Here is a 23990-nt window from a genome sequence, read left to right on the forward strand (position 1 = left end):
TAAGCGTCACGATCAGTAGGAAACTCGACGCCCCGGACACGTAGCGGAGACCACTCGTGGCGCAGGAGAGCAAAGCGCAGATCAGAGGGCTTTCCATCGGCGTCGTCGCGCCCACGGGAGCACTCTGGGCCCTGACTCCCATCGCGTTCCTGATCGTCGGCGATCTGCCCCGGGCCCTGCTGTCGAGCGTCCTGCTCGTCGGCCTGCTCGCCGTCTACACCAGGGTCGTCGTCGCCCACATCTCCGCGTTCGGCCCCCGCAAGGGTGCCGGCCGGACCTTCCTGCTGTTCGCGACCGTCGTCTACGGCTCGTTCCTGTTCCTCGGCCTGGCCTGGATCTACACGCCCCTCATCGTCGGCACCGCGGCCCTGCTCCTGCTGCGCTTCCGCCTCGCCGTCGCCATCCTGACCGTGGTCACCGTCGCCCAGTTCCCGCTGACCCACGCCCTCGGCCAGCCCTCCTTCACCGCCGCCCTGCAGCACAGCGCCGCCGTCCTCGTCGCCTCGGTGGTCGCGGCGGGCATCGTGCACTACGCCAGGTTCATCCGGGAGCTGCGTGAACTCCGGGCCGTCCTGGCCGAGATGGCCGTCGACGAAGACCGCGTCCGCATGGCGGGCGAACTCCACGACCTGCTGGGCCAGACCCTGGCGTCGATCAGGCTCAAGACCGAGGTGGCCCTGGCCCTGTTCGACCAGGACAGGAAACGCGCCATCGACGAGATCGAGGCCACCATCCTCATCGCCAGCGAAGCCCGCGAGGAGATCGGCGACGTCATCGCCGCCCGCAGCTCACTGGACCTCGGAGCCGAACTGTCCGCCGCCGTCGCCCTGATCGAGCTGACCGGCGCCCACTGCGACCTGCGCCTGGGCATGACCGAGATCGACGCGGTGACCGGCGACGCGCTGGCGTGGATCGTCCGCGAGGCGGCCACGAACGTGGTCAGGCACAGCGCCGCCCGCAACTGCCTGATCGAACTGGACAACAAGGACGGACGCGTCGGCCTGCTGATCCGCAACGACGGCGCCCGCCGCACCGGCAAGGGCGACGGCTCGGGCCTGACCGGCCTCAGCCACCGGGTCGACCGGCTGCACGGCGACCTCCAGGCGGAAGAGACAGGCACGGACGGTTTCGAACTACGGGTGTGGCTGCCCGCCGTACACGATCAGGAAAGAGTGATCACCGTTGATTCGCGTTCTGCTGGCTGAAGACCACGGCGTGGTGCGTGGAGCCCTCACCGTCCTGCTGAACCTGACGGGCGACATCGAGGTCGTGGCCGAGACCGACCGGGGAGACAAGGTCGTGGGCCAGGCGCTCGCCTACCTGCCCGACGTGGCCGTCCTCGACATCGAGATGCCGGGAGCCGACGGGATCGAGGCGACGTGCCGGCTGCGGGCGGCGGTGCCGACGTGCCGGGTGCTGATCCTGACGGCACTGGCCCAGACGTCGCTGCTGAAGCGGGCCATGGACGCCGGCGCCAGCGGGTTCCTCCTGAAGGACGCGCCCACGGAACGGCTCGCGGAGAGCATCCGGCGGATCGCCGCAGGGGAGCGGGTCATCGACGCGTCGCTGGCGGTGAAGGCCATGACCGCGTCGGCTTCGCTGCTGACGGACCGGGAGGCCGACGTGCTGAGCCTGGTCGGGCTGGGCGCGACGACGGGGGAGATCGCCGCCGAGCTGCACCTGTCGGCGGCGACGGTCCGGAACTACATCTCCAACATCATCACCAAGACCGGGGCCCGCAACCGGACCGACGCGGTGCGGATCGCGGTGGACTCGGGCTGGATCGAGCGACCCCGCCCCAGCGTCGCGGCGCCGGCGGCCCGCCGCTGATCAGCGGCGGCGATCATCCGGGGCCCGGGAGGGGGACCGGAACAGGATGATCATCCCGGCGATGAGGATGATCAGCGCGGCCACGAAAAGCAGGACGCCGTTGATGAAAGAGCTGAGACTGACGGGCTCGTAGACGGCTGATCCCGGCGTGACCTTCAAGGGCGCCGGTTGCGCCGATACGACTACCGGCGGCACGAGCGAGTCGGCGAACTCCCGCGCCTTCTCCTGCCGATCCGGGCCGCCCGGTCCCGCGCGCCACTTCTCGGCCAGCGTGTCGGAGACCCCGCCCAGGCTGGTCCAGGTCGCGGTCGACAGCCCCGAGCTGAGCACCTGGATCGACCGTTGCGGCGGCAGCACGTCGTCGAGCAGGGACGACTGTTCCACAGGGGAGGTGACTCCGGGGAGGTCCGACGGCATGATCGCGATGGACACATCGCCCTTCTTGAGGGCGTCGAGGATCGTGGCCTCCGGCATGCGCACCAGCTCGATGTCGGTGAAGCGGTCCTTCAATCGGGCCTCGTCCGCGAAGTCCTCCCGGACGGCCACGGATTTCGTCCCCTTCTCCAGAGCGTCCTCCAGCTCACTGCTCTGGATCTTGTCCGAGTTGACGACCAGGGTCATTCTGATCGACTGCGTGCTCAGCAGCGGGCGGTAGCCGGGATAGCGCCCGACGTCCGTAGTGATCACGATCTGCGGCTGTGCCGGGTCGAGGGTGCCGACGTTCTGTACTTCGGCCGGCTGGCCCAGGTTGTGCACCAGGCGGGCGTAGATGTCGGCGAGGTACCGGTCGGCCTGGTCGGCCTGGACGACGACCGTCGGTGGGACGGCGGGCACGCCTGCCGTCGCGGTCTCGCCGGGCGGTGACGCGGGGTCGTCCGAACCGGAGAAGAAACCGGCCGCGGCGAAGGCGAACAGCGCACCGCCGACGGCCAGCACCGCCAGACCCGACACCAGTTTCGCCGCATTGCCGGGAAGAGCGGGCCGCCACCAGGCCCGCTCGTCGCGCATCCCCCTGATGACCTTTTTGACCGGCCTGGGGGTGTCCCCCGACTGCAGGAGCGCGTCGGCGGTCTCGGTTCTGCACGTGTTGACGGTGAAGGCGGCCTCGGCCAGGGCCGTGTAATCCTTCCGGGGATGATCGCTTGAGTCGATGGCGTCCTTGAAGCAGTAGAACCTGAGCATGGCCTTCTGCAGTTGCAGACGTGCCTCGTCATGATCGACGGCTTCCCGCAGTGCGGCGAGCCGGCTGGTCGCCTCGGTGCCGCTTCCCGCGTTCTTCAGGCTTCCGATGAGTCTCTCGAGAAGGAGCGGGCTGCGCATCGCGACCGTAGAGCCGGCATCGCCCCCGGCGGGCAGGATCTGGGTGGGCTGGGAGGAAGGAGACGGCAACGGCGGAAGCCGCGGAGGTTCGTCCTCTTCGACGGGTGGTTCCGCCGCCACGAGTTCACGCCGGATCCGCTCCGGTTCGGTGCAGTCCTCCAGGACGTTGCGCGCCTTGAGGATCCCGTTCGGGGTGAACGAGAGCTGGGCGATCTTCTGTGCGAGTCGCTCCACGAGCTCTCCGGGAGTGACGCGGGGATCATGAAGCAGTCTGACGTAGGCGTCGGCCGCCCTCTCGCCGGCGGGGAGCTCCGCCCCGTGGGTCCAGACGACCTTGTAGGTCCCGTCGGCGGCGTGCGGGGCGAACGACAGCCTGATCTTGTGGTCGGCGGTCGCGCTGACCCAGGTGGCGGCGGTCAGCCGGGTGCGCATCCCATAGGGCAGCAGCGCCGCGACCTCGTCGATGAACCGCAGGCGTTTGAGCATGGACACCTCGTCGGCGCCGACCACGCACACGTGTTTGCCGGTCATCAGCAGCCCGGCGGCGCTCACCGCGTCGCGGTACATCTTCTCGGGGAGGTCGGCGTAGGCCCGGACCGCGATCGTGGTGGGCCGGGTGTCGCCGAGGTCCTTGAAGGCGTCGTACAGGGCCTCGTAACTCACCCGATGTCCGGCGAGCTGTTCGTAGGGGACGTAGTACCACCGCGTGTAGAAGATCTTGCGGTTGGTGCCGTCGCGGTGTCCCGACCACTCGTTCTGCAGGGCGAGCACGATGTAGTAGACGTCCTGCCCGTCCGGCTGCCGGGTGCCCGCGAAGGCGATCGTCACCTCGGGCCGGTCTCCTGAGGCGCCGGTGGCGTAGCGGCTCCTGATCTCGTCGAAGATGCCGAGATCGAGCCCTCCGCTGTGGCTGAGCACCTCGTAGTCGTTGTAGCTGCCCGGCGGTTTGCCCTCCAGCGCCCACTCGTAGTCGACGGTCACGTGGTGGACGGTCGCGGGGCTCTCGGTCATCGCGAACGCCCCTGACGGGCCAGGCGCTCACCGAGCCACAGCATCGGCTCCACGACGTTGATCGGATAGACGGGTCCCCGGATGCGCAGGGCGGCCTTGTCGGCCTCGTCGGGGACGAGGTTCAGATAGTCGTTCCAGTCGAACGTCTCCGAGTGCTGGTCGACGTAGAACCCGATCGACGACGTGACGTAGAAGCGGATGCGGTCGCGGTGGAAGAACTTGTCGAGTGAGTTCATCACCATCTCCGCGCTGCCGGTGGCCGAGACCCTGGACAGCTCGCGGAAGAGTTCGCGCGCGTCCTCGACGCCGACGCGGGGGAACTGGTGCTTGTCGTCCAGGTCGGGGGCGATCAGCCGCTGCTTGTGCGCGGTCTGCAGGACCCGGGGGTCGTCGAACTTCGTGATGCAGACCGCGATGTGGTGCGGCAGCTTGCCGCCTTCGAACTGGTTGGTCTCCAGCATCTTCTCGGCCAGCCGGTTCAGCGGGCCGTGGAGGTGGTCGTAGGCGTCGCCGACCTCGAACTCCCGGATCGGGTCGAAGAGGAACACGATGCCGCGGCTCTGGGTGAGGTTGGCCATCAGCTCCTCCTGCCGCTCTTCCGCGCCGCCGGTCCTGCCGGTGCGTTTGCTGGGCGCGAAATGGCCGCCCGGCGCGTCGACCATGGTGAGCCCGATCATGGTGGAGGCGCGCTTGGCCTGCCGCCGGAACAGGCCCGTCGGCGGCGGGCCGATCAACGCCCACTGGTAGGTCTCCAGGGCGGTGCTGGCCTCGGGGAACTCCTTGCCCGAGGTGAGCGCGCTCGTCATGTCCGTCAGGTACGCGGAGGACTCCGGATTCTGCCCGACGATCTTCCAGTCGTCGTCGCGGCGGTTCAGCGCGACGGACAGCGCGGCCAGCAGCGTCGTCTTGCCGCTGCCGGGTGCGCCCCACATGGCGATGTGGTGGCGGGGCGTTTCGGGCATGGGTCGAGTCACTCCACGTCGATCAGGGGGAACGGGACAGGAACGGCGTCGGAGGTGAGCCCGAGACCGGAGGTGAGCCCTCGGATGTCGAGTGCGTCGAAGTTCGCCAGGGCCGCCGATCCCAGGAGCTGCCACACCCGCGGCAGCTTGTCGCCGACCTGGTAGTCGACGACGGCGCCGAAGACGACGTTCCGCGACTGCTCCAGATGCGCGACGACGGCCCGCCAGTCGTGCCGGCTGGGGCAGGGCAGCACCCGGGAGTTGTCGATCTTCGGCGGATGCGGGGGCCGGTCGCCGATGGTCAGCAGCGCGACGGGGGACGCCGGGTCGCCGGCGAGCCCGCGGTCGACGGCGGCCAGCATGTCTTCGAGCTGGGCGGCATGCGGATGGTAGGGGTAGCCCTGGGTGATCGGGCCGCGCTCTTCGAGTTCGTCGAGGACGCTCTGGGCGGTCGAGACGTCGACGCGCCAGGCGCGCACCTCCACCCGATGGTCCTTGACCGAGCGGTCGAAGGAGTGCGCCCCGTACGCCACCACCGAGACCGACAGCCCCGGCAGGTTCGACAGCGTCGAGACCACCTGACGGGCCCGGCCGACCCGCTCGGCCACCTTCGGTTCGGCCCCGCAGACCTCGATCGCGCAGATCAGGTGTCCCGGCCCGGTGGCCCGTGACGGCAGCCGGGCGGGCACCTCCGCGATCAGCTCCGCCCAGCCGCGTGGATCGCCCGAGAGCGTGGGCAGGCCGCTGAACCGCACCCGGCCGGGCCGCCGGAGCTCGGCGGTGATCTCGTAGGAGCCCGGGGGCAGCGCCGCCGACTGCACCGACAGCAGTAGCGGATCGTGCCCCTGCCAGGTGACCACCGCGAACGCGGTGCCGTTCGGGCCGCCCCGCTCGCAGTGCAACGTCATCGTGGTGGTCGCGCCGGGCCGGGCCTGCACCGGGAACAGCGGCACCGTCGCCAGTTCCAGGGTCCCGTCGGTACGGGGGCGTAACACGACCAGATCGTAGGAACGCGTCAGCGGATCGGCGCCGAGGACCTCGGTGACCAGGGCGGCGATGGAATCGTCCACCCGCAGCGTCGGCGCGTCGGGACGGGTCGCGCGGAGCCACTCGAACGCCTGGTCGGCGCGCGAGCTGCCGGGCGAGGAGCAGACGAGCACCGTGTCGTCGTCGGGGTCGACGTCGGCCGCCCGGAGCAGGGCCTCGCGGTCCTGGGCGAGGTCGCTCCAGGGCGTGTGCCACCGTCGCCCGCGGGGGACCCCGTGGTCGTCCCGCATGATCTTGAACGAGGTGACCCCGTCGGCCGCCACCTCCACCACATCCAGCCTGCCGCTCCCGGTGAGCCCCGCCACGGCCTTGGCGAGCGCCTTGCGGAGAAGATCGTTGTCGGGATTGGGCACCGGGTGCGCCTCCGATGGGGTCGTCAATTGCGGCGTGTCTATAAATGGATTTGGGATGGTGTCGGAATCACGTATCTCGAAGATTCGACCGACTGTCAGATCATTGCGCGAAGTTCCCCGGTTTTAAGCGAAGTGCGATAATGCAGTTAGGCTAGCGGGGGTTGGTCGTGACTGCGAGGATCTAGACCCAGCACGGAACGTGAAGCTTCACGGGTGGGGAAAACATGAGGCGCTTTCTGATCGCGTTATCCGGAGCGCGACCGGACGTCCTGGCGAGGCTCAAAGGCGAATCGGCGAAATTCGAGGGTGTCGGCGGCGCGGTGCTGACCACCGCGGTGATCGCCGTGATCTCGATGTGTTTCGCCCTGGTCAGCGCGCTCGACGTCAATGTGTTCCTGGCGGTGCCGGCCGCCCTGATCTGGGGCTTGATGATCCTGAGCCTCGACCGGTGGCTGGTCACCACGATGCGGAGCGACAGCCCGCGCCGGTTCGCGCTGGCGATCCCGCGCCTTCTCATGGCCGTCCTCCTCGGCGCGGTCGTCAGCACGCCACTGGTGCTCCAAATCTTCAAATCGGAAATCGATGCACAAATCGTAGAAATCAAGCAGGAGCGCGCCGAGGCATTCTTGCGCGATCAGTCCCAGGGCGCCGTGGGCAAGAGCGTCGAGGAGCTCCGCGCGGATGTGACCCGGCTCCAGCAGGTGATTTCGTCCGGCGGGGACGTGCCGGTCGACGTCGCGCAGGACGCGAAGATCAAAGGTCTTCAGGTCGACCGTGCGAACGAGGAGAAACTGGCCGAAAAGCACTACAAGGAGTGGCAGTGCCAGCTCTACGGCGGCGCGGGCTGCACCAAGAAGGGCGACGGCCCCCTCGCGCAGAGCAGCAAGAAGACCTACGACCGCAGCCAGGCGCGCGTCGCCGCCCTGACCCAGCAGATCGAGAACCGTAAGAAGGAACTCACCGCCGCGGGCGCGGAGGCGAAGGGGAGCAGGCTCGCCAGCGCCCAGGAGGCGCTGCCGAAGGCGCAGAAGCAGCTCGACCTGGCCGTGGCGCGCCAGTCGAACCTGCAGAACGCCTTCGACGACGAGAACCTGGTCACCAACGGCCTGCTGATCCGGCTGCAGGCGCTCGACGAGGTCACCGGCGAAGACCGCACGCTCAGCACGGCCCGGATCGTACTGTTCCTGCTGTTCCTGCTCATCGAGTGCCTGCCGGTGACGATCAAGCTCATGATGCGGCCGGGCAACTACGAGAAGGTGCTCGCCCTCGCCGAGAAAGACGAATACCGCAGCGCCCGGGGCAGCTTCAGCGAGGGCTCGCCGTCCGGCCCGAGGAACGACGGCGGCGACTCCGGTCCTGGCGGTTCGTGGAACGTCTGGGGCGTCTGGTCCCGGCCTGCCGACACCGGCGACGGCTGGAAATCGCCGGGCACCTCCGGGGAACGCGGCCCCACCGGCACCAGCGTGGAAGAGCGCCCCGACCGGACGGGCGGCATGCGCGGCGACGACGACGCGCTGCGCCGGATGAACGACACCCGCGCCGCGAGACTGTCGAGCATGGACCGCCCCGGGGGAGTGGAGCTCCTCCCCGACGACGACCACTGACAGCCGGATGATCAAAGACAGATACGAGCTGATCAGGCAGCTCGGCGCAGGCGGCATGGGCACCGTCTGGATGGCCCAGGACACCATGCTCGGCCGCCGGGTGGCACTCAAGCGGATCACCCTGACCGGCGGCAGGGAGGCCGTCGAGACCCAGCGCCAGCGGGCGCTGCGCGAGGCGCGGGCCGCGGCGTCGGTGCATCACCCGGCGGTGGTCCCGGTCTACGACTGGTTCCTGGACGACGCCGACGGCGCGCCGTGGATCGTCATGGCCTACATCGAGGGCACCACGCTGGAGCAGTGGATCGAGGCCGGCCGCCGCACCGAGCACGAGGTGGCCGCGCTGGCCCGCCAGGTGCTGGGCGGCCTGATGGCCGTCCACCGGGTCGGCGTGCTGCACCGCGACATCAAGCCCGCCAACATCGTGGTCACCCGCGACCAGCAGGTCTGCCTGGTCGACTTCGGCATCGCCCGCATCGTCGGAGAGAGCGGCGTCACCGCCACGGGCCTGCTGCTCGGCACGGTCGAATACATGGCCCCCGAACGCGTCAACGACGGCGCCCAGTCTCCGGCGGCCGACCTGTGGTCGTTCGGCGTGACGTTCGTCCACGCGCTTGAGGGTTACTCGCCGTTCCGCCGTGGCGGCGTCCCGGCCACGTTCTTCGCCATCCTGAAGGACCCGCTGCCGGCGCCCCGCCGCCCCGGTCCCCTGTACGACGCCCTGACCACCGTGCTTCAGAAAGACCCGGGCCGCCGCATCGACGCCCACGGCCTGGCGGCCCGGCTGGACGCGGTCCTCGCCCCGTCCGCCCCGAAGCCGGCCAAGGCGCCTCCCAAGGTGCCCCATCGCGTCACGCCCGCCCCGAAAGCGGCCGATCCTCCGCCGCGACGGAGCCCGGTCACGCCGAGGGAGGTCGCTCGTCCCGGCCCGGAGTCCGTTCCCTACGCGCGGATGGAACCGCGCAGAGCGGCCGAGGAGATCGACGGCCTGGCGACGAGCCGCCCCGACCAGGCCGCCACGACACTGACGTCCCTCCCCGCCGACCGCGCGGGGCGGGTGCTCGGTCTCATGCGGCCCGACGGCGCCGCCGCCGTGCTCCGGCTCCTGTCGCCGGCCCAGGGCGCGCGTCTCCTCGCGCACACCAGCGAACGCACCGCCGGGACGCTGGTCGGCATGCTCGGCGTCACCGCCCCCGCCACCCGCCTGCTGGAGGCGATGACCCTGGCCAGGGCGTGCGCCGTGCTCGAACACGTGGTGCCCGCCGTGGTCGCCGGTCTGCTCGAGGCCTCGTCCGACGGCCGGGCGGGCCGGCTGCTCAAAGGACTCAGTCCGGAGGTCCGAGCTCGTATCGTCCAGATCGACCGAACGGACAAATAGGAGATTATCCAGTAAATATGGGCGAGTGGGTTACGGCGACTGTGTTTGAATTTTCGGACCGTTGATAAGTGGAACGTGGTAAATATCGCCCACGAGACTTGCATAACCCGATAAAGTCGCCAAAGTCAGCTGAAGTTGAGTCGGGCGGGGGCCGTCATCTTTTGAGGCGGGGTGGATGGCTCGTCGTCGGCGCGTTGCGGGCGTGATCTTGGCGGTATCGACCCTGCTCACAGCGGTCGTCGGACTGTTGACGGAAGCTGCGGGCGACCAGTTGCCCGATTGGCTGGAGGGCTGGTGGATATGGCCCCTGTTAACCTTCATGGTTCTGCTCATAATCCTGTTCGCGCTACTCGTCACGCGGTTGAGTGGAGAGCGACCACAGGTCAAAGTGTTTCCCGGTCCGCGACTACCGGAAGAATGGACGTGGCGTCCGGAAGTCGATGACGCGATCCGGCATCTCACCACGGACGTCTCTCCCGGCGTCGGCTTCCACGGCGCCGGTGGTTACGGCAAGACGTCACTCGCCAGGGCGATCGGTATGGATCGGCGAATCCGTGCGCATTTCAAGGGCGGAGTCGTCTGGGTGGAGGTCGGGCAGCCGCGCGGGCGAAACGGCGCGGAAGTGCTCGTGAGCATTCACCCACCCGAAGAGGATGGGTCGCTGCAGAACGGCAGCCAGTTGTCCGGCGTCGAACACTTGATCGGCTCTATCGGCGAATTGCTCGAGAATCGCGGTCGAGTGCTCGTGATGGTCGATGACGTCTGGAACGAGAGCCAGTTGGAGCCCTTTCTGGCTCTGGGGGAGAAGGTCCGGCTCCTGGTCACCACGCAGGTGCCCAGAGTGTTACCCCGGCGGATGAGGCGCATCCCGATCGGTGCTCTGCCCTCTGACGTGGCCAAGAAGATGCTCTCCCGGGAATTCCCCAAGCTGAGCCACGAGCTCCGGGACAAACTGCTGGACAGTACTCACAGGTGGCCACAGCTGCTGGGCTTGGTCATCCGTCGTCTGGCGACGGATGTCGAGCGGGGGGCGAATGTGAACCGCGCCGCGCGGAAGGTGATCGACCAGTTCGCCGACGCCGGGGTCACCGCCTGGGACATCAACAACAGCGGAATGCGCACGACCGCGGTCAAGGCCACCATCGAATACAGCCTCGCCGTAGTGTCCAAGGACGCCCGTACACGATTTCTCGAGCTGGGAATTTTCGCGCCGGATGTGGACGTGCCGCTCGAAATGGCCGCCAAGCTCTGGCACGTCACAGCCGGACTGACCCCGGCCGAGTCGGAGCGTCTCTGCGATGAACTCACCGATCTGTCCCTGCTCACGCTGCGCTGGATCGAAGACCGTCCGGTGATCACGCTCAGCAGGACGATCCGGCTGTTCTCCCTTTCGGCCAGTGTTCTCGGCAAGGAGCAGCGGATCCAGCTGAACCGTTCGTTCGTGGACGCCTCCCGCGATGCGCTCACCGAACCGAACTCGACGGGCACCTCGTGGTGGTCGTTGCCGCCGGAGCACTTCCTCTGGGACCAACTCGCCTATCACCTGGCCGAGGCCGAGCGGCAGACCGAACTCACGGGACTGGTGACGAACCTCGAATGGGTCCTCGCCCGCCTGGACCGGTCGGGCCCGTGGGCGATGGAATCCGACCTCGGCTTCTCCACCGCCGAGGAAGCGGCCGAAATCCTCCCGCTGATCGCCCGGGTCGGCCACCTCTTCGGCGATCTGGGCGACGGCGAGGTGACGCGAGGCAACCGCCGCACCCATCTCAGCGCCCTTTCCCGCTTCCGCGAGCAGGTGGAGCGCACGGCCGCCGCCGACCGGCCCGACCTGGTGCCGCTGCTCCCCATCCCGGAGAGCCGTGACTCCGACTCCATCCGCACCCTGCCCGCCCATCACGACGCCGTGACCGCTGTGGCGATCATGGATGGTGGCCGGCTCGTCACGGGCTGCCGCGACGGAACCGTCTACGTGTGGGACATCGACAAGGGCACCCCGATCAGGAAGTTCAAGGAGCACACCGCAGCCGTCACCGCCATCGCGCGGGCCCCTGAGGGAACACTGCTGGCGACCGCTTCCGCCGACCGGTCCATCATTCTCTGGAACTGGGAGGAAGGCACGGCGAGCGCCGTCTGCAGTGGCCACACCGACTCCGTGACCGCGGTGGCGATCGCCGCCGACGGCACGTGGATCGCGAGTTCGTCCGAGGACGGCACGGTCCGGGGCTGGGACATGAACGGCGGGCAGCGAGGCGCCATCAAGGTGGACGCCGGCTGGGTCAACGCCGTCGCGATCTTGCCCGACAGTACCTGGTTCGCCACCGCGTCCATGGACGGAAAAGTGCGGTTGTGGCACACCAACGGCACTTCGATGGTGGAACTGGCCACTCACGATCAGGCGGCCACCGCACTGGCCGTCAGCCCGGACGGAAAGAAGATCGTCAGCGGATCAAGGGACGCGACCCTGCGCGTCAGCGATACGGAAGGCTCCAAGAGCAGGGTGCTCAGCGGCCACACCGACATCGTCAACGCCGTGGCCGTCTCCCCGGACGGCACGTGGGCCGCCAGCGCGTCCGAGGACGACACGGTGCGCATGTGGTATCCCACCGAAGGCACAGCCGGACGCGTCTTCCGCGGCCACACCGAAGCCGTGACGGCGCTGGCGATCTCACCCGACGGCACCCGCCTGGCCAGCGCCTCCGGCAGAACCGTGTGCATCTGGGACACCACAGCCACGGCGGGCGTCACGGCCGGCGAACACATCGGGGCGGTCTTCGGCGTCAGCGCCGCACCGGACGGAACGTGGCTGGCCAGCGGCTCGGACGATGGGACGGTACGCCTGTGGGACGTCACGGACGGCCGGCAGGTGGCCCTGCTCGAAGGTCACGATCAGGCGGTCACCTCCGTCGCGGTCGCTCGTGACGGCACCTGGCTGGCCAGCGCCTCACGAGACAGGACGGTGCGTTTGTGGCAGGTCGGCGGAGACCGGGAGCCGCTCGTGCTGAACGGACACACCCGCTCGGTCAACGCGATCGCGATCGCCCCCAACGGCACCTGGCTGGTGAGCGCCGCCGACGACGTGCACGTGCGGATGTGGGATGCCGGGCGCGGCACCGAACTGCGGAGGATGACCGGTTACAACGGCTGGGTGCAGGCCGTCGCCGTCGCACCCGACGGAGATTGGCTGGCCAGCGCATACATGCAGGGTCAGGGGGTGAGGCTGTGGAACACCGACGGAACCCTGAAGGGAAACGTGCTGGGGCAGCATACGGGCGTGGTCACCGCGATCGCGATCGCACAGGACGGGTCATGTCTGGCCGCCGCCTTCCTGCAGGACCATTCCGTTCAGTTCTGGAACGCCGACGGCGTCATACGGAGACCACTGACCGGCCACTCGGATCGCATCCAGGCGGTGGCGATCTCACCGGACGGCGCCTGGTTGGCCACCGCCTCGGAAGACAGGACTATCCGGCTGTGGACGATGGGGGAGGACGCCCACTGCGTGGCCGTGGTGCGGTGCGGTGGGGCGATGTACGACATCTCCTGGGGATCTTCACGCATGCTGGTCGCCGGGGGCGCCCGAGGTCTCTACGCGTTCACCCTGTCGGGTGCGGGGGACCGGCGATCCGGGCCCTGAACGCGGAACAGCGACCAAGTCCGTAGACCTGGTCGCTGTTATCCCTGGCATCCCGGTTCACGAGCGGTTGAAGAGCCGCTTCGCCCAGATGTACGAGAGCACCCCGATCCCCGCGCACCACGCCACCGCGATGATCGCGCTGTTGCCGATCGGCTGCCCCATGAGCAGCCCGCGCAGCGTCTCCATGATCGGCGTGAAGGGCTGGTATTCGGCGAACCACCGCAGCACCGTGGGCATGGAGTCGGTCGGGACGAACCCGCTCCCCAGGAACGGCAGCAGGATCAGCGGCATCGGCGCGTTCGAGGCCGACTCCACGTTGGGCGCCTTCACCCCGAGCGCCACCGACAGCCACGTCATGGCCAGCGAGAACACCCCCATGAGCCCGGCCACGGCCACCCACTCCACCGGCGTCGCGTTCGGCCGGAAACCGATGGCCAGCGCCACCGCGAGCACCACTCCCATGCAGAGGAACTGCTGGATCACGCTGCCCACGACATGCCCGGCCAGGATCGAGCCCCGGGCGATCCGCATGGTCCGGAAGCGGGCCACGATGCCCTCGGTCATGTCCATCGCGACCGACACCGCGGTTCCCGTCGCCGCCGACAGAACGGCCATCAGCAGGATGCCGGGGGTCACATAGTTCACATAAGGTCCTCCGCCGATCCCGGCTCCCAGGGTGCCGCCGAAGACGTACACGAAAAGGAGCAGGAAGACGACCGGCATCGCGACCAGCATCACGGTCATCGACGGATAGCGGATCATTCTCTTCAGCTGCCGCCGGACCATGGTGGAGGAGTCGCGGGCGGCGAGGGTCAGGGTGCTCATGCGGTGGTCTCCGTCTTCTGGCCGGTCAGGGTGAGGAACACGTCGTCCAGGTCAGGGGTGTGGACGGACATCTCGGCGACGGCGACGCCGCGCTCGTCGAGGCGGTTGAGCAGGTCGCGGACGGACCGGACGCTGCCGTCGCCCGGCACCTGGAGCGTGAGGGCGTCGGGGTCGGGCACCCCGGCGCCGAGGGCGAACCGGGCGGCGTCGAGCGAACCCGTGTCGGTGAACGTGAGCAGGATGTGGCCGCCGGGGATGAGCCGCTTGAGCTCCTCTGCGGTGCCCTCGGCGATCAGCTTGCCGTGGTCGAGCAGGGCGATGCGGTCGGCGAGTTCGTCGGCCTCCTCCAGGTACTGCGTGGTGAGGAAGATGGTGACGCCGTCGCGGACGAGTTCGCGGACCATCTGCCACATGCCGCGCCGGCTGCGGGGGTCGAGGCCGGTGGTGGGCTCGTCCAGGAAGATCAGGCGGGGGTCGCCGACGAGGGTCATCGCGATGTCGAGGCGGCGCTGCATGCCGCCGCTGTAGGCGCCGGCGGGCTTGTTCGCGGCGTCGACCAGGTCGAACCGTTCGAGCAGTTCGGCGGTCTTCTTCCGGCCGTCGCGGCGGGACAGGTGCTTGAGGTCGGCGATGAGGAGCAGGTTCTCCTCGCCGGTGAGTAACTTGTCGACGGCCGAATACTGGCCGGTGACGCCGATGGCGTCGCGGACGTCGTCGGTCCGGCGGGCCAGGTCGTGGCCGGCGATCGTCGCCGTGCCGCCGTCGGCGGGGATGAGGGTGGACAGGATCTGGACGGTCGTCGTCTTGCCGGCGCCGTTCGGGCCGAGCAGGGAGAAGATCGTGCCTTCGGGGATGGACAGGTCGATGCCGTCGAGGACGACCTTGTCGCCGTAGGACTTGCGCAGGCCGGTTGCCGTGATCATGGTCAGTTGCTCCGAACGATGATGTCGCCGTAGGACGTGATGGCCTGGATGTCGACGGTGAGGTTCCCGTCGAACTTCTTCCGGTGGTCGCGCAGGGAGCCGTGACCGGTGGTCGCCTGCAGCCCGGCCGAGACGCCCTCGGCGACCGCGATCTCGATCTGCCCGGCGCTGGTCTTCAGGTCGTGGAGCCCGCTGACCGCCTCCTGGACGCGGATGTCGCCCTGCGCGGTGTCGGCGATGACCGGGCCGTCGGTGGTGCCGAGCGAGATGTCGCCCTTGGCGGTCTGCACCCTGGTGCCGCCGAACCGTCCCTCGGTACGGAAGTCGGTGGCCATGCCGCTGCCCTCGATCACCGACCCGGCCGGCAGTTCGACGGTCACCTGGATCGAGCCGCTCCTGCCGAAGCGGCGGCCCTCGGGGGCGCTGATCGAAAGGACGCCTCCGGCGAACTCGACCTTGGTCTGCTCGGCGGCCTTCACGTCGGCCGAACCGGCCGGATCACTTGGCCGGACGTCCACGATCGTGTCGGCGCGGTCGCCGGCGATGATCCGGACGAGGCCCATCGGGACGTCGATCTTGGCGGTGATGGTCTGGGGAGTGGGGAACTTCGGCATGGTGTGCTCCGTGTGTCTTCGCTCGTTTCCGACAAACGAAAGGCTATGTTGCGTTCGAGATTCCTTCAACTGCTTCGTTGCGCCAAATGTGCATCTATGCAGGTCAAGACAGTGAAACTGTTGCAATAGGCGTGAGCATTAACGCAATGCGGTTAGGGTCTGTGTTGCAATGGAATGTGAGTGAAGGGCATACTCGGCAACGTCGGGGAATCGAGAGAAGGGGCGCGGCCGATGCCGGGAGGCAGACTCAGTCAGCAGGATCGCCAGCAGATCGCGGTGGGGCTCGCCGAAGGGCTCGCCTACGCGGAGATCGCGCGGGGGCTGGGCAGGCCCACGTCCACGGTCACCCGCGAGGTGATGCGCAACGGAGGTCCCACGGCCTACCGCGCCGAGATGGCGCACCGCGCGACCGAACGGCGCTCCCACCGCCGCAAAAGGTCATCCGCTGCCGCTCCGGTGGCGGCTCTGGACGCCTACGGCCGGGACGCCGACGCCGTCCGGAACTTCGAGGAGACGTTCACGGCCTCGTTCGTCGAGTCGGGGCTGCCCCGCATGATGTCCCGGATCCTGGCCTGCCTCTACGCCAGCGACGGCGGCGCCCTGACGGCCGCCGAACTCGTTCAGCGCCTCCAGGTCAGCCCGGCGTCCATCTCCAAGTCGATCGCGTTCCTCGAAAGCCAGGCCCTGGTCCGCCGCGACCGCCAGGACAACCGCCGCGAGCGCTACGTCGTCGACCTCGACCTCTGGTATCAGTCCATGCTGGCCAGCGCGCGCGCCAACGACCGTGTGGTCGAGGTCGCCCGCGAGGGCGTGGAGGTGCTCGGCCGGTCGACCCCCGCCGGGCAGCGGCTCGAGTCCGTCGCCCGCTTCATGGACCACGTGACCCGCGATCTGGTCCGCTCGGCCGAGCAGTGGCACGCGGTTCTGTTCACCGACCGCGAGGAGCCTCAGGAGGGCTGATAGGGAGGCTGGAGTTCGGTGGCCGTGATGTAGTTCTGGAGCGTGGCGCGCGTTTCCGTCAGCGCCTCGATGTGTTCTTCCAGGCCGCCGAGCCGGGCCCGCAGCAGATCGAGCAGTTCGGGGCACGGCAGGAGGTCGGGCAGCGCGCCGGTCGCGCACGGTATGACGAACGCGATCTCCTGCGTCGACAGGCCCGCTTTCAGCAACCGCCGGATCTGGGCCACCGTCAGCACCGCGTCGGCGGCGTATTCACGGAAGCCGCCCGGTCTCCGTGACGGTTTCAGCAGGCCCTGAGCTTCGTAATAACGCAACTGGTGGGTGTTGACCCCGGTCTCGCGGCTGAGTTCCCCGATTAACATCGCGTTCCCCCTTGACCTTCATACCGGTGTGAAGCTTGACGATTCTTCCATGCAGACCACCGATGTCACCGTGATCGGCCTGGGCCTGATGGGCCACTCCCTTGCCAAGGCATTTCTCACCGCCGGGCATTCCGTCACCGTCTGGAATCGCACCCGGAGCAAAGCCGACGACCTCGTCGCACTGGGCGCCGCGAGCGCCGCGACCATTCAGGAGGCGACGGAGGCGAGCGAACTCGTCGTCGTCTGCGTCACCGATTTCGCGGCGATCCGGGAGCAGTTCGGAAAGGCCGTCACGCTGGTCAACCTCTCTTCCGGCACTTCGGAGCAGGCCAGGGAGACCGCCGAATGGGCGCCCGCGGGATTGGACGGCGCGATCCTGGCCGTCCCCGACGGAATCGGCACCGACGAGGCGGTCATCGTCTACTCCGGCGACCGGGCGGCGTACGAACGTCACGAGGCCACGCTCAAGGCCATCGGCACCCCCTCGTTCCTGGGGGAGGACCACTCGCTGGCCGCGCTGCACGAGATGGCGATCCTCAGCCTGATGTGGAACATGCTCAACGGCTTCCTGCACGGGACGGCCCTCCTCCAGGCCGCCGGGGTCAGCGCCGCCAGTTACGTGCCGCTCGCCGAGAAGGGCGTGGACACCATCAAGTCCTGGCTGGCCGCCTACGCCGACCAGGTCGACGCCGGCGACTTCCCGCCGCTCGACTCCACGCTCGACGTGCACGTGGCGGCCATGGACCATCTCATCCACGAGTCCCGGCACCTCGGCGTCGGCGCCGAACTGCCGGAGTTCCTCAAGTCCCTGACGACCGGCGTCGACCCCACCCGGGGATACGCCGCCCTGGTCAGCCGCCTGCGCTAGGAACCGCGCGCGGGTTCGCTGGTATGCCGTTTTGTCAGGTGGAAACGGCCCTGCAGCGCCACCAAGGTCTGTTCCCGGTGGCGCTGGTCGTCCTCTGAGGTGAGTCACCGGGCGATCAAGCCTGATCGCCCGGTCTTTGTCTCATCGTTGGAAGCTCGCCAGCCGGAGCGGCGGAGTGTGGTTGACGAACGGCGCGCAGTTGCCGGGCCAGGCAGGGTTGCCGCCCGTTCCCGGAACCGGGTTGACCAGGCACGTCGTCTGCGCGACCTCGCCCGTGGAGCTGTGCACGGTGACGTGCAGGTTGTCGCCTTCCACGGACAGCGAGACCCCGTTCACCAGGCCCGGATACCCGGGCACGCTGTCGATGTTGTGCCAGAACGGCACGGTCTGCGGGTCACGGATCAGCGTGGTGCCGTTGGCGAGCGCGTAGCCGATGTACTTGTTGGTGCCCAGGAAGGCCGTGCTGATGGTCGAGCCGGGCGTACCGGCCGGACCCGCAGGACCCGTCGGCCCCGCAGGACCTGCGGGACCCGCCGGGCCTGCCGCACCAGCCGCACCGGCCGGACCGGCCGTGCCTGCCGGACCTGCGGGGCCCGCCGCCCCAGCCGGACCTGCGGCGCCCGCCGGGCCCGCCGCACCTGTGGCACCCGCCGGGCCCGCCGCACCCGGCGTACCGGCCGGACCTGCCGGGCCCGTCGCACCGGGAGGTCCGGCGTCACCAGCCGGTCCCGCCGGACCTTCCGGCCCGGCCGCACCAGTAGCACCCGCCGGTCCCGCCGGGCCCGTCGCACCAGGAGGACCTGCCGCACCGGCCGGTCCCGCGGGGCCTTCCGGCCCTGCCGCACCGGTCGCACCCGCGGGTCCCGCCGGTCCTTCGACGCCGGGCGCGCCGGGCGCACCGGGCGCACCGGGCGCACCGGGGGTGCCGGGGGTGCCGGCCGGTCCTGCCGGGCCGATCGGTCCTGCGGGGCCCGCCGCACCTGCGGTACCAGCCGGTCCCGCCGGGCCTTCCGGCCCTGCCGCACCAGTCGCACCCGCAGGTCCCGCCGGTCCTTCGACGCCGGGCGCACCGGGCGCACCGGGCGCGCCGGGCGCACCGGGAGTGCCGGGGGTGCCGGCCGGTCCTGCCGGGCCGATCGGTCCTGCGGGGCCCGCCGCACCTGCGGTACCAGCCGGTCCCGCCGGGCCTTCGACGCCGGGCGCACCGGGCGCACCGGGCGCGCCGGGCGCGCCGGGAGTGCCGGGGGTGCCGGCCGGTCCTGCCGGGCCTGTCGCGCCGGGAGGGCCTGCCTCACCGGCCGGTCCCGCCGGACCTGCCGGCCCTGCGGGACCGGTCGAACCGGCCGGACCCGAGGGTCCTGTCGCACCTGCCGGACCCGTCGCTCCGGCCGTACCGGCCGGTCCTGCCGGGCCCCCCACACCGGGCGGGCCTGCCGAGCCCGCCGGACCAGCCGGTCCGAGCGCGCCCGTCGATCCCTGTTGTCCCTGCGGACCGGCGGACCCCTGCGGACCGGCGGGCCCCTGCGGTCCCGTCGAGCCGGGAGCTCCGGGTACACCGGGCGTACCGGGCGCACCTGCAGGGCCGGGCGGGCCGGGCGGACCCTGCGGACCGCGCAGGGGGACGCAGGTCACGCACGGCAGGGGCTTGGGCTTGTAGTGATGTCCGCAGTGGTATTCGCCGTGGCAGTCGGCGGTGCGCGGAGCCTGGGACTTCATCGGCCGGTTCGTGGCGTGGCGCGCTTCACCCGTCGCGGGCGTCGCCATCGACAGGACACCGCCAGTCATCAGCGTGGCCGCCACGGCGGCCCACAGGGCCCCCTTCGCCGACGATGACCTGGTGCTCGTGTCTCGGTAACTCACTGAGAGGCTCCTGATTGTGATCAGCCCCTGATGGGGCCACCAAGATCACCGATACCCGCGCAACAGATGTGAAGTGTGTGGAAATATTCCCGATTACCGCAAAATCGGATATTACGGTCGCTTGGTGCACTGGCCGTGGTGGCGTAGATGAAGATCGAAGAACGCGTGTACGTAGTCGCGTTGCGCCCGGATGGCGCGGTCTGGCCCGAGGGCGCCGATGGCTCGCGTGACCTGGCCGGGTGTGAGCCCGAGGCCGGGCGGTGGCCGCGGGGGCCATCGCGATCGGGGCGACGGCCACCATCGCGGCAGCGCCGAGCAGTGAGCGTCGGGTCAGGCTCAGGGGTTGCCTCGCGTTCAAGACGGCAAAAATGTAAGGTTCACTTTCCACTAAGTCAAGCAACCTTGACGTTATGGAAGGTCTGCTTTACCTTCGTGGCATGGTGAAAGAGCAGGATCAAGTGACGCGCGCGGCCCGCCGCGCCGTCCTCATCGACGGCCTGCCCGTGGCCGTTCTGGGCCCGGTGGCCCTGGCGCTGGGCAGTGATCCCAACCAGAGCGCCACTCAGGAGACCTGGTGGATCGCGGCCACCGCCGCGTTCGCGCTCGCCGTGGCCTGGGTCCTGCTGCGGGCGTTTCGGCGTTCAGACGAATACCTGCGCAAGATCCAGCTGGAAAGCATGGCCATCGCCTTCGCGGCGGTCCTCGTGGCACTGCAAGTGGCCACCGTGCTCGACGCCACGGGCGTCATCCAGCTCCATCAGCTCACCCAGCTGATCCTCATCGGCGGGGTGGCAATCTGGTTGGTGATCGCCGACCTGCGCACCCGTCTGCACCAATGAGGGCACTGCACCCATGAAGAACCGACTACGAGAACTACGAGCCGCCCGCCGGTGGAGCCAGGCGGCCCTGGCCGACCGGTGCCAGGTCTCCCGACAGGCCATCAACGCCATCGAGACAGAGCGATACGACCCCAGCCTGCCCCTGGCGTTCACCATCGCCGACGTCTTCGGCCTGACCATCGAGGAGATCTTCCTGCCCGACCGCGCGGACACGGCGAACGACCCGTCCCGATCCTGAACAGCGTTTCGACCTGACTGCACCGACTCTGGAGCCCGGTACGTTTCGCACCGCTGCGATAAGATCACGGCAGTTCGCAAGCTGGCGATCTGTCGTATCTCCGGGAGTCCGGCGTGGCCCTGCCCGTTCATCCCATCCGGCCGGCCGACCACCCTCGCTTACGCCTCCAGATCCTCGGCCCGTTGCGGGTCTGGCGTGACGGTGTCGAACTGGACGCCGGTCCCCGGCAACAGGCGTATCTGCTCGCCTTGCTGCTGGCCCGGGTGGGCAGGCCCATCAGCACGAGCGAACTGATCGACCTGATCTGGGACTACGAGGTCCCCTCCAGCGCGCTCAACGTCATCCACAAATACGTCGGCGCACTGCGGCGGCTGCTCGAACCCGCGATCCCCGCCCGCACCCACGGCTCCTATCTCCAGCGCGGCGGCGGCGACGCCTACCTGTTCACCGCCACCCCCGGCACCCTCGACCTTCTCACCTTCCGGGAGCTCGTCGAGACCGCGAAGGCGCAGCGAAGCCAGGAAGCGGCGCTCGATCGCTACGTCGAAGCGCTCGGTCTCTGGCGGGGTCGCGCGGGCGAGGGATTCACGCACCGGTCGAATGCCCTGCCGATCTTCGCCGGCCTCGACGACGAGTTCTACGCCGCGTGCACGGAAGCGGCCGAATTCGCGGTGTCGCTGCGCCGGCCGGCAGGGGTGCTGCCGGCGTTGCAGCTGGCCGCCTCGATGGCGCCGTTCCACGAACCCGTACAGGCCGGTCTCGTCTCCGTTCTCTGGGCGGCGGGACGCCAGGCGGAGGCGTTGTCGGTGTTCCGCGAGGTCCGCGCCCGCCTTGCCGACGAGCTCGGTATCGATCCCGGCCCGGAGTTGCAGGCCGCACACCTGCGCGTGCTGACACGATCTCCGGCGGCTCCGTCGACGGCGGAGGGGAGCGAGGGCGCGTCGGCGCGAACGGCGGCCGGGCTGGTCGGCCGGGCCGAGGAACTCGCCCTCCTGCGGCAGTCCGTCGAGATGGCGTTCACCGGCCGCCCAGCGCTGCGCATCGTCGAAGGTGAACCGGGTGTGGGCAAGACCCGCCTGGTGCGGGAGATCGCCACCGAAGCGAGCAGGCGTGGCGCGCTGGTCGTCTGGGGTTCCTGCCTTGAAGGCGACGGAACACCGTCGATGTGGCCCTGGGAACAGACGCTCCGCCCGATCCTCGACAGCCTGCCCGTGCCGTTCCGGGAGAAGTGGCTCGTCAGTGAACTCGGCAGCCTCCTCCAATCGCGAGACGACCACTCCGCCGCGCCGGTTCTTCCCGACGGCGGCGCGCAGTTCCGCCTGTTCGAGCAGGTCGTCGCCGTCGTCGGGCAGGCCTCGGCGCAACGGCCTCTGCTGTTGATCGTCGATGACCTCCAGTGGGCGGATGCCGCCTCACTTCAGCTGTTCGGCCATCTGGCGGGCCGATTACCCACCGGCACGGTGATCATCGGCGCGCTCCGCGATCGCGCACCCACACCCGGTTCCGATCTGTCGCGAGTTCTGGCCATGGCCAGCCGGGCGCCCGGCCACCGCAGGTTCCGGCTCGGCCCGCTCGCCCTGACCGAGGTGACCGAGCTCATCCGCCGCGAAACCGGCCACGCCCCCGAAGCCGAAGTCGCCCGCGGCATCCATGCCCGCACCGCCGGCAACCCGTTCTACGTCCAGGAACTGTCCCGCCTGCTCGGCGACGGCGACGCATCAGCACTGACCGGGGTGCCGGTCACCGTGCGCGACGTCGTCCGCGATCGGATGACCGGTCTCGACGACAGCGCTCACGACCTGCTGCACATCGCCGCGGTCATCGGCCGCGACGTGGACCTCGGCCTGCTCGCCCGCACGATCGGCGTGAATGTCGCGGACTGCCTCGAACGTCTCGAACCGCTGCGAGCGCTCGGTCTGCTGGAGACCACGCCGGAAGACCCGTTCTCGTGGCGTTTCGCGCACGACCTGGTCCGCGAGTCGGTCACCGAGACCACCGGGCAGCAACAGGCCGTCCGGCTGCATCTCCGCGTCGCCGACGCCCTCGAACACATCCATACGGACGACGAGTCCGTCGCCGAACGCCTCGCCTACCACCTGCGGGCCGCCGGCCCCCTGGCCGACCCGGCTCGCACCGCGAAGGCACTGGCGCGCGCCGGTCGCCGCGCGGCGACCAAACTCGCGTTCGCCGCCGCCTATCGGAACCTGGAAGCGGCCATCCAGATCGCCCGGACGGCAGGGCTGCCGGAGGTGGAGCTGTCCATCCTGTCGCTGCTCAACCTCCTCGCCGTCGAGCCCCCGGGATTCGGCGGCTCGACGTTCGATCTGCTGGAACGGGGCGCGTATCTCGCCCGCAAACTCGGCCGCGAGACGGCCGCCGCCGAGTTTCTCTACGTCCGGATGACCGGGGCCCACGTCAACACCGACAAAGACCGTGGGATGTGGGCTCGCCGGCTGTATGAGCAGGGCCGGGCGTCCGCCGACCCGATCATCCAGGCGTACGGCCGGCAGGCCTGGGGCCTGCACCAATGGTGCATCGGCGACATCGGCGCGGCGTATCAGTGTTTCAGCTGGCTGGGCCGTACCACTGCGGACGGCGTCGCCTCGCTGCTCGCGAACTCGGCCGACCCGCACCCAGGGCCCGCTCAGGAAAGCCTGCACCACCTCGCCGACAAGCTCGGAGGTGCCCCGGTTCGACGCCGCGGCGACCTCGGACGTTGGCGGATCCCGGACGAGTGGGTCGGATATCTGGCCGTGATCACCGCGCTGCACGGCGATGTCGAGACGGCGCGATCCCTGCTCGGCACGGTGTACCAGGCCGAGGGGGACCCTTTCGAGATGTCCGGCTGGGTCCGCTACCAGACCATGGCCGCCTCGATGGCCGGTGACGCGGCCTGGGCGATGCGCGCGACCGAGCGGTGGGTCGCGGCCGGCGCCGACCTTCCCGGTGTCGCGCAGGAAGCCTATATACGGCTGGACTGGTATTGGGCCCGCGCCCTCACCGGCGACGACCCGGCCGGCAACGCGGCCAAGGCCGAACAGCACCTGGCCGCGACCCTGCTCGATCCGCCGCGATGGGGCCTCGCCTACCACCACGGGATGATCGCCGAGATGTGGCTGGCAGCCGAGATGCCCGACAAGGCCGCGGCCACCCTCGACCGGGCCGAGCAGGCCATCAAGGACCTCGGCCAACGCTATGTCGAAGGACTTCTCCTGCTGCTGCGCGCGCGCCTGCTGCACGCTCGCGGCGAACCCGCCGACGTCGTACGGGCCGCCGCCGAAGCGGCCCGCACCCGATCCCACGAACGCGGGGCCCACCTCTTCGCCCACCGCGCCGAACGGTTCCTGGCCGACCTCGACCAGTAGCCG

The 23990-nt window shown here is 69.4% G+C and carries 19 protein-coding genes; 10 read left to right on the forward strand and 9 right to left on the reverse strand.

Annotated features, from left to right (window positions below; genetic code table 11):
- The first annotated feature begins 56 nt into the window (after positions 1 to 56).
- Positions 57 to 1205, forward strand: a complete 1149-nt coding sequence (locus AW272_RS38820) for a sensor histidine kinase (RefSeq protein ID WP_066375911.1) — start codon at positions 57 to 59, stop codon at positions 1203 to 1205.
- Positions 1183 to 1830 carry a response regulator transcription factor gene (locus AW272_RS38825; RefSeq protein ID WP_066375912.1) on the forward strand — a complete coding sequence of 216 codons (648 nt, stop codon included), beginning with the start codon at positions 1183 to 1185 and terminating at the stop codon, positions 1828 to 1830. The genes AW272_RS38820 and AW272_RS38825 overlap by 23 nt, the downstream gene beginning before the upstream one ends.
- On the opposite strand, the gene AW272_RS38830 is transcribed toward AW272_RS38825, so the two are convergent.
- The 3 genes from AW272_RS38830 to AW272_RS38840 are packed head-to-tail and all read right to left on the reverse strand — an operon-like array spanning position 1831 to position 6550.
- Positions 1831 to 4161: a hypothetical protein gene (locus AW272_RS38830; RefSeq protein WP_066375919.1), complete on the reverse strand. Its 2331-nt coding sequence runs from the start codon at positions 4159 to 4161 to the stop codon at positions 1831 to 1833. It lies immediately after the preceding gene.
- Entirely contained in the window at positions 4158 to 5123 is a 966-nt protein-coding gene (locus tag AW272_RS38835) for an ATP-binding protein (RefSeq protein WP_066375921.1), read from the reverse strand. The genes AW272_RS38830 and AW272_RS38835 overlap by 4 nt, the downstream gene beginning before the upstream one ends.
- An 8-nt stretch (positions 5124 to 5131) precedes the next feature.
- The gene (locus AW272_RS38840) at positions 5132 to 6550 is read right to left on the reverse strand and encodes a hypothetical protein (RefSeq protein WP_157519291.1); all 1419 of its coding nucleotides are present in this window, start codon (positions 6548 to 6550) and stop codon (positions 5132 to 5134) included.
- Positions 6551 to 6747: 197 nt separating this feature from the next.
- Here AW272_RS38840 and AW272_RS38845 point away from each other — a divergent pair, with 197 nt between their 5' ends.
- From AW272_RS38845 to AW272_RS38860, 3 genes are all read left to right on the forward strand, one after another.
- Positions 6748 to 8127, forward strand: coding sequence for a DUF4407 domain-containing protein (locus AW272_RS38845; RefSeq protein WP_066375926.1), 1380 nt, complete (start codon positions 6748 to 6750; stop codon positions 8125 to 8127).
- A gap of 7 nt (positions 8128 to 8134) precedes the next feature.
- Entirely contained in the window at positions 8135 to 9502 is a 1368-nt protein-coding gene (locus tag AW272_RS38850) for a protein kinase domain-containing protein (RefSeq protein ID WP_066375929.1), read from the forward strand.
- 319 nt (positions 9503 to 9821) lie between these two features.
- Positions 9822 to 13136, forward strand: a complete 3315-nt coding sequence (locus tag AW272_RS38860; RefSeq protein ID WP_169807723.1) for an NB-ARC domain-containing protein — start codon at positions 9822 to 9824, stop codon at positions 13134 to 13136.
- Positions 13137 to 13193: 57 nt separating this feature from the next.
- On the opposite strand, the gene AW272_RS38865 is transcribed toward AW272_RS38860, so the two are convergent.
- Genes AW272_RS38865 through AW272_RS38875 form a run of 3 tightly spaced genes read right to left on the reverse strand, consistent with a single transcriptional unit; the run spans position 13194 to position 15498 of the window.
- Positions 13194 to 13961 carry an ABC transporter permease gene (locus AW272_RS38865; protein WP_066375937.1) on the reverse strand — a complete coding sequence of 256 codons (768 nt, stop codon included), beginning with the start codon at positions 13959 to 13961 and terminating at the stop codon, positions 13194 to 13196.
- Entirely contained in the window at positions 13958 to 14884 is a 927-nt protein-coding gene (locus tag AW272_RS38870; RefSeq protein WP_066375939.1) for an ATP-binding cassette domain-containing protein, read from the reverse strand. Before AW272_RS38870 ends, AW272_RS38865 begins: the two co-directional genes overlap by 4 nt.
- A gap of 2 nt (positions 14885 to 14886) precedes the next feature.
- Entirely contained in the window at positions 14887 to 15498 is a 612-nt protein-coding gene (locus tag AW272_RS38875) for a DUF4097 family beta strand repeat-containing protein (RefSeq protein WP_066375941.1), read from the reverse strand.
- A 231-nt stretch (positions 15499 to 15729) separates the two neighbouring features.
- Here AW272_RS38875 and AW272_RS38880 point away from each other — a divergent pair, with 231 nt between their 5' ends.
- Positions 15730 to 16458 carry a GbsR/MarR family transcriptional regulator gene (locus AW272_RS38880; RefSeq protein WP_066375943.1) on the forward strand — a complete coding sequence of 243 codons (729 nt, stop codon included), beginning with the start codon at positions 15730 to 15732 and terminating at the stop codon, positions 16456 to 16458.
- Here AW272_RS38880 and AW272_RS38885 read toward each other — a convergent pair.
- Positions 16446 to 16817 carry a MerR family transcriptional regulator gene (locus AW272_RS38885; protein ID WP_066375950.1) on the reverse strand — a complete coding sequence of 124 codons (372 nt, stop codon included), beginning with the start codon at positions 16815 to 16817 and terminating at the stop codon, positions 16446 to 16448. The genes AW272_RS38880 and AW272_RS38885 overlap by 13 nt on opposite strands.
- Before the next feature lie 49 nt (positions 16818 to 16866).
- Between AW272_RS38885 and AW272_RS38890 the strand changes: the two genes are divergently transcribed.
- Positions 16867 to 17685, forward strand: a complete 819-nt coding sequence (locus AW272_RS38890) for an NAD(P)-dependent oxidoreductase (protein ID WP_066375952.1) — start codon at positions 16867 to 16869, stop codon at positions 17683 to 17685.
- Between the two features lie 141 nt (positions 17686 to 17826).
- Here the strand turns inward: AW272_RS38890 and AW272_RS44630 are convergent, their stop codons facing one another.
- Entirely contained in the window at positions 17827 to 18042 is a 216-nt protein-coding gene (locus tag AW272_RS44630) for a hypothetical protein (protein ID WP_218011215.1), read from the reverse strand.
- A 44-nt stretch (positions 18043 to 18086) separates the two neighbouring features.
- Positions 18087 to 18980, reverse strand: coding sequence for a hypothetical protein (locus AW272_RS44635; protein ID WP_218011216.1), 894 nt, complete (start codon positions 18978 to 18980; stop codon positions 18087 to 18089).
- Between the two features lie 975 nt (positions 18981 to 19955).
- Between AW272_RS44635 and AW272_RS38900 the strand changes: the two genes are divergently transcribed.
- From AW272_RS38900 to AW272_RS38910, 3 genes are all read left to right on the forward strand, one after another.
- Positions 19956 to 20384 (forward strand): hypothetical protein, encoded by a 429-nt coding sequence (locus tag AW272_RS38900; RefSeq protein WP_066375958.1) that lies wholly within the window; start codon positions 19956 to 19958, stop codon positions 20382 to 20384.
- A gap of 13 nt (positions 20385 to 20397) precedes the next feature.
- Positions 20398 to 20622, forward strand: coding sequence for a helix-turn-helix transcriptional regulator (locus AW272_RS38905; protein ID WP_066375965.1), 225 nt, complete (start codon positions 20398 to 20400; stop codon positions 20620 to 20622).
- A gap of 113 nt (positions 20623 to 20735) precedes the next feature.
- Positions 20736 to 23987 carry an ATP-binding protein gene (locus tag AW272_RS38910; protein WP_066375970.1) on the forward strand — a complete coding sequence of 1084 codons (3252 nt, stop codon included), beginning with the start codon at positions 20736 to 20738 and terminating at the stop codon, positions 23985 to 23987.
- Positions 23988 to 23990 lie beyond the last annotated feature (3 nt).

It is taken from the genome of Herbidospora mongoliensis (genome assembly GCF_001570545.1).
Lineage (GTDB): Bacteria > Actinomycetota > Actinomycetes > Streptosporangiales > Streptosporangiaceae > Herbidospora > Herbidospora mongoliensis.

Excerpts from the sequence above, each read along its gene's own strand:
- AW272_RS38850 (WP_066375929.1), top strand. The coding sequence starts at position 8,135 with ATGATCAAAGACAGATACGAGCTGATCAGGCAGCTCGGCGCAGGCGGC.
- AW272_RS38900 (WP_066375958.1), top strand. The coding sequence starts at position 19,956 with ATGGAAGGTCTGCTTTACCTTCGTGGCATGGTGAAAGAGCAGGATCAA.
- AW272_RS38885 (WP_066375950.1), bottom strand. The coding sequence starts at position 16,817 with ATGTTAATCGGGGAACTCAGCCGCGAGACCGGGGTCAACACCCACCAG.
- AW272_RS38875 (WP_066375941.1), bottom strand. The coding sequence starts at position 15,498 with ATGCCGAAGTTCCCCACTCCCCAGACCATCACCGCCAAGATCGACGTC.
- AW272_RS38860 (WP_169807723.1), top strand. The coding sequence starts at position 9,822 with ATGGTTCTGCTCATAATCCTGTTCGCGCTACTCGTCACGCGGTTGAGT.
- AW272_RS38890 (WP_066375952.1), top strand. The coding sequence starts at position 16,867 with ATGCAGACCACCGATGTCACCGTGATCGGCCTGGGCCTGATGGGCCAC.
- AW272_RS38880 (WP_066375943.1), top strand. The coding sequence starts at position 15,730 with ATGCCGGGAGGCAGACTCAGTCAGCAGGATCGCCAGCAGATCGCGGTG.
- AW272_RS38845 (WP_066375926.1), top strand. The coding sequence starts at position 6,748 with ATGAGGCGCTTTCTGATCGCGTTATCCGGAGCGCGACCGGACGTCCTG.
- AW272_RS38830 (WP_066375919.1), bottom strand. The coding sequence starts at position 4,161 with ATGACCGAGAGCCCCGCGACCGTCCACCACGTGACCGTCGACTACGAG.
- AW272_RS38870 (WP_066375939.1), bottom strand. The coding sequence starts at position 14,884 with ATGATCACGGCAACCGGCCTGCGCAAGTCCTACGGCGACAAGGTCGTC.
- AW272_RS38905 (WP_066375965.1), top strand. The coding sequence starts at position 20,398 with ATGAAGAACCGACTACGAGAACTACGAGCCGCCCGCCGGTGGAGCCAG.
- AW272_RS38865 (WP_066375937.1), bottom strand. The coding sequence starts at position 13,961 with ATGAGCACCCTGACCCTCGCCGCCCGCGACTCCTCCACCATGGTCCGG.
- AW272_RS38835 (WP_066375921.1), bottom strand. The coding sequence starts at position 5,123 with ATGCCCGAAACGCCCCGCCACCACATCGCCATGTGGGGCGCACCCGGC.